Annotated in this window: 12 protein-coding genes; 10 read left to right on the forward strand and 2 right to left on the reverse strand. The window is 41.7% G+C overall.

Features of this window, described 5'->3' with window-relative positions:
- From Q0K03_RS01735 to Q0K03_RS01750, 4 genes are all read left to right on the forward strand, one after another.
- A partial coding sequence (locus Q0K03_RS01735; protein ID WP_297237092.1) for a nucleoside deaminase occupies nucleotides 1–400 on the forward strand: 400 nt, incomplete at its 5' end.
- Between the two features lie 45 nt (nucleotides 401–445).
- On the forward strand, nucleotides 446–2,218 hold the full coding sequence (dnaX, locus tag Q0K03_RS01740) for a DNA polymerase III subunit gamma/tau (protein WP_297237094.1): 1,773 nt from the start codon (nucleotides 446–448) through the stop codon (nucleotides 2,216–2,218).
- A gap of 32 nt (nucleotides 2,219–2,250) precedes the next feature.
- On the forward strand, nucleotides 2,251–2,835 hold the full coding sequence (recR, locus tag Q0K03_RS01745) for a recombination mediator RecR (protein WP_297237096.1): 585 nt from the start codon (nucleotides 2,251–2,253) through the stop codon (nucleotides 2,833–2,835).
- A gap of 412 nt (nucleotides 2,836–3,247) precedes the next feature.
- Nucleotides 3,248–3,793, forward strand: a complete 546-nt coding sequence (locus Q0K03_RS01750; protein ID WP_297237098.1) for a hypothetical protein — start codon at nucleotides 3,248–3,250, stop codon at nucleotides 3,791–3,793.
- Here the strand turns inward: Q0K03_RS01750 and Q0K03_RS01755 are convergent.
- Nucleotides 3,781–4,335 carry a CYTH domain-containing protein gene (locus Q0K03_RS01755; protein WP_297237100.1) on the reverse strand — a complete coding sequence of 185 codons (555 nt, stop codon included), beginning with the start codon at nucleotides 4,333–4,335 and terminating at the stop codon, nucleotides 3,781–3,783. The two genes, Q0K03_RS01750 and Q0K03_RS01755, sit on opposite strands and share 13 nt — an antisense overlap.
- A 34-nt stretch (nucleotides 4,336–4,369) precedes the next feature.
- Here Q0K03_RS01755 and Q0K03_RS01760 point away from each other — a divergent pair, with 34 nt between their 5' ends.
- Nucleotides 4,370–5,167 (forward strand): NAD kinase, encoded by a 798-nt coding sequence (locus tag Q0K03_RS01760; protein ID WP_297237102.1) that lies wholly within the window; start codon nucleotides 4,370–4,372, stop codon nucleotides 5,165–5,167.
- On the opposite strand, the gene Q0K03_RS01765 is transcribed toward Q0K03_RS01760, so the two are convergent.
- Entirely contained in the window at nucleotides 5,164–6,417 is a 1,254-nt protein-coding gene (locus Q0K03_RS01765; RefSeq protein ID WP_297237104.1) for an FtsW/RodA/SpoVE family cell cycle protein, read from the reverse strand. The genes Q0K03_RS01760 and Q0K03_RS01765 overlap by 4 nt on opposite strands.
- Before the next feature lie 75 nt (nucleotides 6,418–6,492).
- On the opposite strand from Q0K03_RS01765, the gene mutS reads away from it, so the two are divergent.
- From mutS to Q0K03_RS01790, 5 genes are read left to right on the forward strand one after another with little or no spacing between them, the layout of a single operon-like run.
- Nucleotides 6,493–9,030, forward strand: coding sequence for a DNA mismatch repair protein MutS (mutS, locus tag Q0K03_RS01770; protein WP_297237106.1), 2,538 nt, complete (start codon nucleotides 6,493–6,495; stop codon nucleotides 9,028–9,030).
- 9 nt (nucleotides 9,031–9,039) lie between these two features.
- A complete protein-coding gene (gene mutL / locus Q0K03_RS01775) occupies nucleotides 9,040–10,821 on the forward strand; it encodes a DNA mismatch repair endonuclease MutL (RefSeq protein WP_297237108.1) in 1,782 nt (593 codons plus the stop codon).
- Nucleotides 10,814–11,713, forward strand: a complete 900-nt coding sequence (gene miaA, locus Q0K03_RS01780) for a tRNA (adenosine(37)-N6)-dimethylallyltransferase MiaA (RefSeq protein ID WP_297237110.1) — start codon at nucleotides 10,814–10,816, stop codon at nucleotides 11,711–11,713. The genes mutL and miaA overlap by 8 nt, the downstream gene beginning before the upstream one ends.
- A complete protein-coding gene (locus tag Q0K03_RS01785; protein WP_297237112.1) occupies nucleotides 11,703–12,392 on the forward strand; it encodes a tRNA threonylcarbamoyladenosine dehydratase in 690 nt (229 codons plus the stop codon). Before miaA ends, Q0K03_RS01785 begins: the two co-directional genes overlap by 11 nt.
- A 14-nt stretch (nucleotides 12,393–12,406) precedes the next feature.
- Nucleotides 12,407–13,324, forward strand: a complete 918-nt coding sequence (locus tag Q0K03_RS01790) for a diacylglycerol kinase family protein (protein WP_297237114.1) — start codon at nucleotides 12,407–12,409, stop codon at nucleotides 13,322–13,324.
- Nucleotides 13,325–13,363 lie beyond the last annotated feature (39 nt).

Consider the following 13,363-nt stretch of genomic DNA (forward strand, 5'->3'; position numbering starts at 1 on the left):
TAAAGACGAAGTCCCTATTGGATGTGTCATTGTCAAAGAGGATCAGATTGTTGCCCGAGCTTACAATCAAAGAGAAACCAAACAGGAATCAACGGCCCATGCGGAGATTCTCGCCATTGAAAAGGCGTGCCGCAAATTGGGGTCATGGCGTCTGGAGGGATGTACATTATATGTGACTCTGGAACCATGTCCTATGTGTGCGGGAGCCATTATTCAGTCTCGAATAGAAAGAGTGGTATACGGCGCCTATGATCCAAAGGGCGGCTGTGCAGGGACGTGTACGAATTTATTCTCGGTAAAAGGATTCAATCACTACCCTTCCCTGTCTGGAGGCGTATTGGAACAAGAATGCTCAAGTCTTTTAAAGGAGTTTTTCAAAAGGAAACGAAAGAAGGCTTGAGCCTTTATGTTATAATAAATAAGTTAGAAAGTGAGGTCTGGTGGTATGTATCAGGCACTATACAGAAAATATCGCCCTCAGCGTTTTGAAGATGTTGTGGGACAGAAACATATCATACAAACGTTAAAGAACGCAGTGGATCAAAATCGAATCGCTCATGCCTATTTGTTCTGCGGTCCCAGAGGAACGGGAAAAACTACGGTGGCGAAGATCTTTGCGAAAATGTTGAATTGTGAAAGTGCAGATCATAAACCGTGCGAAGAGTGCACCAATTGTCAAATGGTACAGAATGGGAATCATCCGGATATCATTGAAATCGATGCCGCTTCAAACAATGGAGTGGATGAAGTTCGTAATTTGATTGAAAGAGTAAAGTATGCCCCTATGCAGGGAAAATATAAAGTGTATATCATCGATGAGGTCCATATGATGACCACAGGTGCCTTTAATGCTTTATTAAAGACCATTGAAGAGCCCCCGGCTCACGTAGTGTTCATTCTTGCGACAACAGAACCCAACAAGGTTATTTCCACGATCATTTCGCGTTGTCAGCGATTTGATTTCAATAAAGTCTGTTTGGAAGATCTAAAGAACCGTCTTCAAATTGTCTGTCAGTTGGAAAACATTCAGATTGATGAAGAAGCAATCGCATTGATTGCTCAGCTGAGCGATGGTGGAATGCGTGATGCCCTCTCCATTTTAGATCAATGCTCGGCTTATTGTGTATCGAAGATCCAGGTCAACGATGTTCGTCAGATCTATGGTGTAATGACCACCGAAGAATTGGGAGATATCTTTTATAATCTTTATAAAGGAAAGATTGAAGAAGTCATCAAAGATCTTCAACAGGCTCAGGAAACCGGTATGGATCTCAAGAGAATGACACAGGATCTGATTTCTTTATTAAAGGACAGTGTAATTCTGGATTATGCATCCAATACAGACCTGGTCACAGAATCGAACAAACAAGTCATAGAAAAAAAGGTAGCACTCTCCCCTGCTCCTTTCCGTATGCGTGTGCTGGAGGAATTGATAGAAACGTATAATAAATACAATCACGCTTCCAGTGTTTTAGACTATTTAGAAACCGCTCTTTTGAAATGTGTATCGGATTCATATGAACAAAAAGAAGAAATCCAGATGGAAAACAAACCTATTCAGAAAGTAGAGATGAATGTTCAATTGGAGAAAAAAGAGGATAAATCATATGAATCTCCATCTGAAAAATCAGAAAAAGTTAAAAAAGAGTTAAAAAATGACGATATTTTGGTTAAAAATGAAGAAAATCAAATATCTGATGTTTCACGTGAAACATTAAAAAGTGAGAAAAAAGACGATCATAAAATCATATTGAACGATGAATATGTGCTTCAGCTCTTGGTGGGAGCAAAGAAATCCGAACGGCAAATGGATACTGAAAAAATGAAGAACAACGATCTCTATTTGTCGGATTTGAGTAGTGCTCGTTACGCCTCCAGTTTAAGAAATTGTAAGATCGTGGCCAGCGGAACGAATTATCTGATTGTAGAAGTAAAATCAGAAATCCAGGCAAAAGAAGTGAATTCGATCCAGCTGGAAGATGGATATGAAAAGTATACAGAACAACTTTTAGGAATACCGAAGGTTATCTTCGCCCTGGACCCGGTACAGTGCGAGCGAGTGCTCAAAGAGTTTAAAGAAAGAATGAGGGACAATGCCCTGCCTGAGCCGGCTATTGTGGATATATGCATCAAAGAAGATGAAAACACAACGAAAGAAGAAACAATCGAACAAAAAATGAAACGATGGTTTCCAGGAATTCAAGTCATAGATGACTGATCCTATGAAAAAGAAAGGAATTGAACTGTATAATGTATCCAATAAAATTTGAAAACCTGATTCTTGCCTTTCAAAAACTTCCGGGAGTAGGAAGAAAAACGGCAGAACGGTATGCCTACGAAACATTGAATTGGAATAAAAACAAGCAGGAAGAGTTTATTCAAGCCATAGAAGTTTTAAAAGAAGGCATAGAACGCTGTGAAACGTGTGGAAACCTATGTGAAGGACGAATTTGTACGATTTGTGAAGATAAAAATCGAGACACTTCCCTTCTCTGTGTGGTTCAAAGCCCAAAAGATATAGAGGTTATAGAATCCATTCAGGAATATAACGGATTGTATCATGTATTAAACGGCCTGATCAACACTTCAAAAGGAATTATGCCAGAAGACATACGGATTGAAGAACTGATCAAACGCATAGAATCCAATCAAGTGGATGAAGTGATCCTTGCGCTGGATCCGACGCTTGAAGGAGAAACGACTTCTATGTACATTGAAAAGCTTGTAGGAGAAAAGGCAAAGGTCACACGATTGGCATATGGCATTCCTATGGGCGGACATTTGGATTATACCGACACATTAACACTGTTAAAGGCTTTTCAGGGCCGAAAATAACCAATATCTTCTCTATCATATGAAATTTATAGGATAAATCATATTAAATATATGGATTTTATAGATTTTATATGATTTTTTATATTCTTTTCACATGGTCTAATGATTTTCTGTAAAGGTAAATTTTAAGCTTTTTTCATTCATATGAATTCAGATTCAAATAAAAATGTCGTATATTATATTCATATGACTGCAAAAACATCTTTTATTCAATCATATGAATAAAGAAATACTTAAAAAATACAATAATAAATTCCTGTGATTTTACATATGAATTGGAACAAATACAAAAATCAAAGAAATTTTAAGATGTGAAATTCCTATGAAACTATGGAAATAAAAAAAGAAGTGTGTTAGAATATAAAAACCAAAATAGGATTGGTGTTAGGAAAATCATAGGAAGGGGAGCTTTATGGAAGAAAAAACACCTATTGATGTTTTCTACGACATGGATATTGCACAGATTTGTCAGCATTTTTCCAAATCACGAAATACAGTGGATAAGGCCATTGCGAAATTGATCAAAGATAACCCGGATAAAGACTGGAAATACAAGAATCCTGAAACACGGCGGATCACGATCAAAGCCGAAGGGGTAGAGCGGTTATCGAAGTATTTCCGCAAGGAGAAACATGAGATTTCAACCGTGGAAATGGAACTTCGCTTTGAAAATGAAAAATTGAAAGCGATCATTGAAGAAAAAGAAAAGGCTCAAGAACAAATTGAAGCCTTATACCAGGAACGTCTTGCCTTAGAAATTGAGAAAAGTAAACAGACTTTCTTGTTGGAAAATCAATCGAAGGAAGAACAGATTCAAAAACTTACCTTGGAAAATAATTCCTTAAAAGAAGAAACCGCTGCCTTAGAAAATATGAGGAAAGAAATCGAAGATTATAAGAAAAAAGAAGAAGAATATAATTCGAAATCCTTCTTCTATCGTTTAACTCATAAATTTTGATATTGAAATGCCCTTGCGATCTTGCTGGGGCAATTTTTTTTATATTGTTTATGAATTGGCTCCAAAATCTGATTAAAATAGGAAATTCCATCGTGTTCATATCGATATTCATATTCAATTTCGTAATCGGTAGCTTGATCGAATTCTGTGATATCGGCACAGATCTGGGCTTGTTTAAGGTTGAGAACGCTTCGGTACGTTGTGAAAGAAACGATGGGTTCTACATCCAGTGAAATGTGATGCATCGAACACCATTCCAGAATTTCCGGATCTTTGATCTCTTTTATGGTATCGACATCAATTTGTTTTTCATATTCATAATGAGTGATGGCATCTTTTTTGATTTTTAAAGTAAAGATGTTCTGGTGATTGATTTTTCGGATTCGAAGCGCTCCGTTACACTTTTTTATTTGATTGTCTGGTGTATCGTAATATGTATTGGTTTGTTTTATTTGTTTCTCAAAATCATATGAATGGATGATTTTATCATATTCTTCTTTGGTGATAAGAATTTTGAGTTCTCTTTCTATCGGGTCGTTCATAAATGTTCCTCCTTTTGAAAATATGGTACAATAGATGAAAATGAAAGGAAAGATGTCCATGCGTTTTACTACGATCGTACGAAATGATGAACATTCCCGTCAAGTTTCGAAACATTTGATTCAGGAATGTCAAAATAGAGGCTGGATCTATGATTCGGACAATCCGGAAATGATCTTATCGATTGGCGGAGACGGGACCTTATTGCGAGGCATTCATCAATATCTTCCTGTATTGGACCAAATCAGTTTTGTCGGTATCCATACAGGGACGTTGGGATTTTTTACGGATTATACGCATGAAGAAATTCATTCCTTTTTAGAGGATATTGTGGCGAATATTCCTTGTTATGAAGAAATGCCTTTATTACAGATGGAGACTTCTTTACAGAAAGAGACTTGTTATGCCTTGAACGAGATTCGTATTGAATCTTTTTCCAAGACTTTGTCCTTTGATGTTTATATCGATGGCGAATTTTTTGAACATTGTACAGGTTCCGGCATCTGCATCAGTACACAGGCAGGGTCTACTGCCATCAACAGAGCTTTGCAGGGGGCTGTAATCGATGATGGACTTCGGGTTCTTCAACTTTGTGAGATCATGGCCATCTCGCATAAAAATCATCATTCTTTAAGAAATCCTTATATCATGCGGTCTGACCGGGAAGTGAAGATCCAAGGGCAGTCTCTGGCGATGGCTCGAGCTTGTTATGATCATCTGGAAACTTCTTTACAGGATGTCGAATGGGTCAAGATCAAAACGTCAAAAAAAAGAGTGCGGTTTGCGCACTATCGAGAATACTCGTATTTGAAACGCTTAAAAAATTTATATTAAGTTCTCGTTTTCTTTCGGGAACTTTTTAATTTCTTAGGTGCTCTATGTCCAATCACAATCACTTTTTTGGAGACAGGTGAAATATTCATGATGATCGCAAAGGCGATAAAATAAGATAATATACTACTTCCTCCATAGGATATCATCGGTAAAGTGATTCCTGTGATTGGTAACAAACCAACGATCATGCATAAGTTTTGAATTTGTTGGTAGATCAACATCGCAATGACACCAATGACAATAAAACGGTCTCTTCGGTTTGCCGTGTTATAGGCAATTTTAAATAAGACCAAGTCAAATCCCAGGCAGAGAATCAAGATGAAACTTGTTCCTAATAGCCCGAAACACTGACCGATCGCCGCGAAGATGAAGTCGGTGTGAGCTTCGGGAATGGCAATGATATCGGCCTGCATTCCATAGCCGGAAACCCCGGCGCTTCCTAACGACAACAAGGCTGTATAGAGCTGATTGGAGCTTCCTTGAATGTTTCCTTCCGGATCCAGCCAGGCATCGATGCGCGAAAGACGATAGTTGGATATAAAGACTTCCAACAGTTCTCTTTGAAAGAAATAAAGATAGAAAAAACCGGCCACAGCGATTCCAATCAGAATAAACAAGACCCAAATATACTGTTTTCGAATACCGGAACACATCAAGAGGATCATTGTGGTCAAGGCGATGATGATCATAACTCCAGTATCTGGCTGTAAAAGGATCAATACCATCGGCGGCACAACGATTTTTGCGATCTTGATAAGAAGGTTCAAATCGTCTTTGTTGGTAGGCTCTGGATGCTCATCCTGGTGCAGGGCAATTGTCTTGGAGACCAGCACGATCAAAACGATCTTGATAAATTCGCTGGGCTGAAAGCTCGCAAAGGGCAAAGAAAACCAGGAAACGGCTCCATTGATGCTGCCGGCAAACGGCAAATGGATCGCATTGCCGCTGACAGAGATCAGGATCCGGGAGATAAGGAGATAGACCAAACATCCCATAAGAACGGTATAGGCTTTTTTCATTATGGAATAGATGGCTTCATTGGGGAAGGAACACAGGATGAACATGGCGGTAAAACCAATGCCGTACCACATGATCTGACGGAACATATATCCATATCCGGAACCATCACTGATCAGGTTGAATGCGTTATAGAGGGCAAAAAAGCTGGTCAGGCCCATCAGCACAAGCATTAAGATAAAACCGGTATCGATGCGAAAGGTGTATTTTCCTAACGTGATGGTCTGTTTCATCAAGGTCCTCCTTTTCTGATGGTTAATAGTATATCATAGAATGGAAACTCTTTGAAAAATTGTTATAATAAGGATATGTCAGAAAAAAAATACACACCAATGATGCAGCATTATATAAAACTCAAAGAAGAAAACCCGGAACCTATTTTGTTTTATCGTCTGGGTGATTTTTATGAGATGTTTTTTGAAGATGCCAAGATTGCCAGTCAGGAGCTGGACCTTGTTTTGACAGGCAGAAGCGCCGGCGTAGAAGAAAAGGTTCCCATGTGCGGGATCCCGTATCATGCCGCGAACTCCTACATTCAGCGATTGATCAAAAAAGGATATAAAGTGGCTATTTGTGAGCAGCTTTCCGACCCGGCAACTTCCAAAGGTCTGGTGGACCGCGGGATCATCAAGATCATCACGCCGGGAACGTACATGGATGAAAACCAGGATGCGAAAGCGTCCAATTATATGGCCAGTGTGATTCTTTCCAGTTTTGAGATCTTGATCCTGTATGGAGAACTCAGCACCGGCGAATTGAAATACCAAACGATTGAACGGTCTCTGGTCGCTCTTCAAAAAGCCGTTTTGGAACAGGAAGTCAAAGAGATCATTTGTCCGGTTTCCCTGGATAAAAAATGGAAAAAAGCGTTAGAAGAAATGGACCTTCTGGTTTCTTATCAGAAGAAAACCGAGCTGGAAAAAGAAGATGCGGTTTTATTGAATGGAGAAACCTCAGAAAATTTAAAACTGGCTTTGGCCCAGCTGATGGGATATTTAAAAGAAACTCAGAAGCAGCATATCGATCATTTTTTACCGGTTCTCTGTATGAACAAAGAGTCCACTTTGATCATGGATTATGAAACCAAAAAACATCTGGAACTGACTTCCAGTCAGTCGTCCAATGAAAAGGGCTGCAGTCTGTGGGAGTTTATGGATCGCTGTCAAAGCGCCATGGGATCCAGACTGTTGAAACGATGGATCGAAATGCCTTTGTTGGAAGTATCGAAGATTGCCAAACGACAACAGGCAGTTCAGGCACTGATCGATCAATTTATGCTTCGGGAAGATCTTAGAGAACATTTGTTCTACGTTTATGATATGGAACGTCTGGCTTCCCGTATGGCCTACGGGAATGCGAGCCCCAGAGATGTTTTACAGCTGGTAGCGACATTAGAACACGCCAAACCGATCCTGGATCTATCCTGTGAACTGGAAAGTTATCCGGAATTCAAACAAACCCCGGACTGTCAGGATCTTTTGGATAAAATTCGGGATGCCATCGTACCCGATCCGCCATTGACATTAAAAGACGGCGGCGTTTTTCAGACGGGTTATGATGAAACGCTGGATCAGTTAAGAGAAATCAGTGAAAAAGGAAAGAATTTCATTCTTGATCTGGAATCCAAAGAACGGGAAAGAACGGGAATCAAATCTTTAAAAATTGGATACAACCGCGTATTTGGGTATTATATTGAAGTTCGTAACGGAAATTTATCCGCCATCAAAGAAGAATTTGGCTATCACGCTAAACAAACGTTAGCCAATGCCACCCGTTTTGTGACCCAGGAGTTAAAAGAAAAAGAAGAACAGATCCTGCATGCCCAGGAGGAGAAAGTAAAGCTGGAACAGGAATTGTTTCGTCAGCTGTTGAATCAGATCAAGTACCGCTTGTTCGATCTGCACGCTTTGGCCAAGACTTTGGCCACGGTGGACAGCCTGGTATCGCTGGCCGTTTTAGCCAGTGAAAAAGGGTATACATGCCCGGTTTTCCATCCTGATCAGAGCGTCTATGTGATCGAAGGGAAGCATCCGATCCTGGATGCCCGGATGAAAAAGAAGAAATATGTATCCAATGACTGGATCATGAAAGATACAGAGTGTATTCAGCTGATCACCGGTCCCAATATGGGCGGAAAATCCACGTATATGCGCCAGAACGCCTTGTTGGTGATCATGGCACAGATGGGAAGTTTTATCCCTGCCAAAAAAGCCGACCTGCCGATTTTTGACCGCATCTTTACCCGCATTGGAGCCAGCGATGATATTCTTAGCGGCAAGTCTACGTTTATGGTGGAAATGATGGAAGCCAATGTTGCATTGCGCTATGCCACGAAACGATCTTTGATCCTCTTTGATGAGATTGGAAGGGGAACCGCAACGTATGACGGCATGGCTCTGGCCCAGGCGATGCTGGAGTATATTGAAGAAGCAATTCAGGCCAAGACCTTATTTTCAACGCATTATCATGAACTGACCCAGATGGAAGAATTTCATTCCGGGATCCATAATGTTCATGTCGATGTAAAAGAACAAAAAAATGAAATCGAATTCCGCTATCGTGTCGTGGAAGGAAAAGCCGATCGGTCTTATGGAGTCAATGTGGCCCGTCTGGCCCATCTTCCCAAAGTTGTGTTAGAAAGAGCCAGTCAGCTTCTCCACGATTTTGAAAGTCAGGGAATTACCCAGGATTATCAGCCCAGTCTTTTTGTGATGGACCAGGTGGAACCGCAAAAATCCGAACTGCTGGAGCGGTTAAGAAATCTGGATGTGGATTCCATGTCTCCAAGAGAAGCGCAGGATTTTTTATACGAAATCAAAAAACTGGCGGATCAAATTGAAGAATAGGAGGCTTTCATGTCAAAGATCCAAGTGTTGAGTGAACATTTAACCAATATGATCGCAGCCGGAGAGGTCGTGGAAAGACCGGCAGGCATTGTCAAGGAATGTGTGGAAAACAGTATTGATGCCGGCGCCAGAGTGATCGATATCGAAGCCTTTCAGGGCGGGATCGAAAAGTTGATCATCACCGATGATGGAAGCGGGATGGATCACGAAGATGCCCAGATGGCTTTTATGCGTCATGCCACCAGCAAGATGCATCGAGAAGAAGATCTTTTTAATATTCAGACCATGGGCTTTCGCGGAGAAGCTCTTCCCAGTATTGCCTCTGTGGCCAAAGTGGAAATGCAGACCAACAACGGGGAGCAGTCTACTTTGATCCGCTATCATTATGGAGAGCTTGTGACCCAGGAGCCCTGCAACTGCCCGTTAGGCACAAAGATCGAGATCAGCGGTCTGTTTTTAAAGACGCCGGCTCGTTTCAAACATTTAAAAAGCATTTCTTATGAATTTAGTGTAATTGCCGATCTGATCAATAAGATGGCACTGTCCCATCCGGATATACGCTTTACGCTTTCTCATGATGGACGCATCGTGTTCCAGACATCGGGGAACGGCGATCTTAAAGAGATCCTGTTTCAGATGTATGGAAAAGAGGTCGCTTCCAATGCCGTTTCTTTTCAGGGACACAATGATGATTTTAAGATTTCGGGACTGGCGGTACAGCCGAAGATTTCCCGGGCTACAAAATATTTTATGTTTATCACGATGAACTCTCGTTTGATTCGAAGCGTGCCGATACAAAAAGCAATCTTGGAAGCGTATGGACATTACATGCCTTCCAATCGTTTTCCTATCGTTGTGCTGGATGTCAAGACCGATGCCCAGCTGGTGGACGTCAACGTGCATCCGAATAAATGGGAGATTCGTCTTTCTAAACAGAATGAACTTCTGGAACTGATCCAGAAAACATTAAGGGAGGCTTTGTCGGCCTCGTTGAGGACCGTGAAGGCAGCCCCAAAACAAACGCCGGTTTTTGAACAACAGAAAATATCATTTCCGTATCCGGTCAAAGAAGAAAAACCGGTCTTTGTCAAAAAGGAAGAAGCCTTGGATCCGATTCTGGAAAGCTTTTCGGATTATGAAAAGCCAGTCATCAAAAATGAGATCCAGGAAGAGATCGTTTCGTATTCCGAAAAGGCCAATGAAGGCTACGAATTTTTTAATCATCTGACTTTGATCGGGCAGTTGAAAGATTCTTATATTCTATGTGAGAACGAAGAAGGCCTGGTGATCATTGATCAGCACGCCGCTCAGGAAAGATACCATTACGAACAGCTGTTGGAAAAGCTGAATCAGCCGGTGATCGCCACCCAGCCTTTAATGGTGCCGCTGGTGCTGAATGTTTCGGCCAACGTACTTTCCCTGGTGGATTCGATCAATGAAAAGATCGCATCGTTTGGTCTTTCTTTTGAGGTGTTTGGAAACGACCGCCTGATCGTTCGTGAGATTCCGCTGTGGTTCCAGGACGTGCATCAGGAAGATTTCTTTTATGATCTGGTCGATTTTTTTGTACAGAACCTCAACGTCAACATGGAATCGTTACGAAAACATGTGATTGCGACAATGGCTTGTCATTCTTCGATTCGCTTTCATCGAAAGCTCACTCGGGATGAGATGGAACAGGTGATCGAAGACTTGCGAAAATGCCGACAGCCCTACCATTGCCCTCATGGAAGACCAACGGTCATCACAATGAGCGATAAAGACCTTAGAAAGGAATTTGAACGTGGATAAAATCATTGCGGTCGTAGGACCGACAGGAATCGGAAAAACATCGCTGTCTTTGAAACTGGCCAAAGAATTGAAGGGAGAGATCATTTCGGGGGACTCCATGCAGGTCTATTCGCAGATGAACATCGGCACCGCCAAGATCCTTCCTGACCAAATGGAAGGGATCATACATCATCTGGTGGGGATCCAGAATTATTCGGAACCTTATAATGTGAAGATCTTTCAAAATAAATCCAGACAAGCCATTCAAGAGATATTGAAAAAAGGGAAGGTTCCTATCTTTTGCGGAGGTACAGGGCTGTATCTCAAAGCGGCCTTATATGATTATGAATTTGAAGAAGAAGAACCGGATCTGGAATATACTACTTTTTTAAACACCCTTTCCAATGAAACACTGTATTCCATGTTGGAAGAACAGGATCCCAAAGCCGCCAAAACGATCCACCCTCACAATCGAAAACGGGTGATCCGGGCTTTGCAGATCGTTCATTCGGGCCTGTCAAAAAGCCAAAGGGAAGACAGACAGGAACATCGGCTTTTATACGATGTCTATTTTATCGGTTTAGATATGGACCGGGATCAACTGTATGCCCGTATCGATCAAAGGGTGGAAGAAATGTTTGAACAAGGACTTCCTGAAGAAGTCTGTACTTTGTTCAAGGATCCAAAGACATGGGAATATACCAGTTTTCAGGGAATCGGCTATAAGGAGTTTCGGCCTTATTTGGAAGGAAAAACAGATTTGGCGTCGGTAAAAAAAGAGATCCAGAAACACTCCCGGCAATATGCGAAAAGACAGTATACGTGGTTCAAAAACCAGATGCCGGTACATTGGTTTGATAAAAATGACTTGTCGATCCTTGATGCGGTAAAGGAATGGTATTATGGAAAATAAGCGCACAGAAGCACTTTTCGGCAAAGAGGCAGCAGGCTTGCTGTCTGAAAAAACGGTGATGGTCTTCGGTGCCGGCGGGGTGGGCTCTTTTTGTATCGAAGCACTGGCCCGTACCGGAATCGGACATTTGATCCTGATCGATGCCGATGTTTTTGAACCCAGCAATCTGAACCGCCAGCTGATGGCGACGACTTTGACTTTGAATCAAAAAAAGGTGGAAGTCTGCAAGGAGAGAATTCTTTCCATCAATGAACACTGCCGGGTGGATGCATACTGTATCTTTTACGATAAAACCAAAGAGGATGAATTGTTTTCCGGTCCTGTCGATTTTGTGATCGACTGCATTGATTCGATTTCCAGTAAACAAGATTTGATTCAGGCGTGTTTAAAACGAAAGATCCCGTTTCTTTCGTGCATGGGGACAGCACGCAAAAAGGATCCGTCACAGTTAAAGATCATGGAATTGGAAAAAACATCGTACGATCCCCTGGCCAAACGGCTTCGTCAATGGAAAAGAAAAGAAAAGATCAAAGAAAAGATCTGGGTCGTTTCCAGTACGGAGGCGCCTTCTTTCCAGAAAAGCGATCAGCCGCTGGCTTCGGCCATTTTTGTGCCCGCCAGTGCCGGGATCCTGTTAGCGAGTGCCTGTGTGCAAAGATTGATTTCCACAGAAGGATAAAAGAGGTGAGGCATATGAAAGATGTATTTATCATCAATCCAAATTCCGGAAAGAAAGAACAATATCGTTTGATTCAGCAGATCAAAGAGAATTTTCAGGGACGCCGAATCATTATCGAAAAGACAAAAGGCGAAGGGCACGCTCAGTTTATCGCCCAGAAATATGCACTGAAAACAGAAGAAGATGTGCATATCTTTGTATGTGGAGGCGATGGGACCCTTCATGAAGTTGTCAATGGAATGGCGGGCTGTGAGCACATTTCTCTTTCGATCCTTCCGGTAGGAACCGGAAACGATTTCATCAAAAGCTTTTCCGGACTGACAAGGGAAGATTTCCTGGATCTTTCCAATTATGACAAAGGCCAGGAAGTGGATTGCGACTTGTTGAAGGTGAATGGGGAATACGTTTTAAATACCGCTTCGATCGGGTTTGATGTCAATGTGGCCGTATATGCCAATAAATATAAAAAATACATTCCTGCCGGAGGGATCATTCCTTATTATATGGGGATGTGGGCCAGTCTGAGACGGCCGTTAGGCAAAGAATACCGTCTGCAGATCGATGACAGACGCCTGCCGGAAACAAAATATACATTCCTTGTATTCTCCAACGGTCGCTTTTACGGCGGCGGTTACCAGCCGTGTCCGGATGCGCTGATCAATGATGGAATTCTGGATGTCTGTCTGATCAAAGATGTCAAACGGACCCAGATCGTTTCGATGGCAAAACTGTATGAAAAAGGGGAACACGTAGACTATCCCGACCTAGCCGAAATGTACCAGGCACAGACGGTTCATGTGGATACGAACAACGAAGAAGTGATCATGAATCTGGATGGAGAGATCCGAACGATGAAAAATCCTACGATCGAGATTGAACCTTCCATGATTCGCCTGATTCTTCCGCGCACCAAAATGTCTTCTCTGGAATAGAGAGGACTTTATTTTTTTAAGGAAAACCTATGGTATAAT

The organism is uncultured Faecalicoccus sp. (assembly GCF_944327125.1).
Lineage (GTDB): Bacteria > Bacillota_I > Bacilli_A > Erysipelotrichales > Erysipelotrichaceae > Faecalicoccus.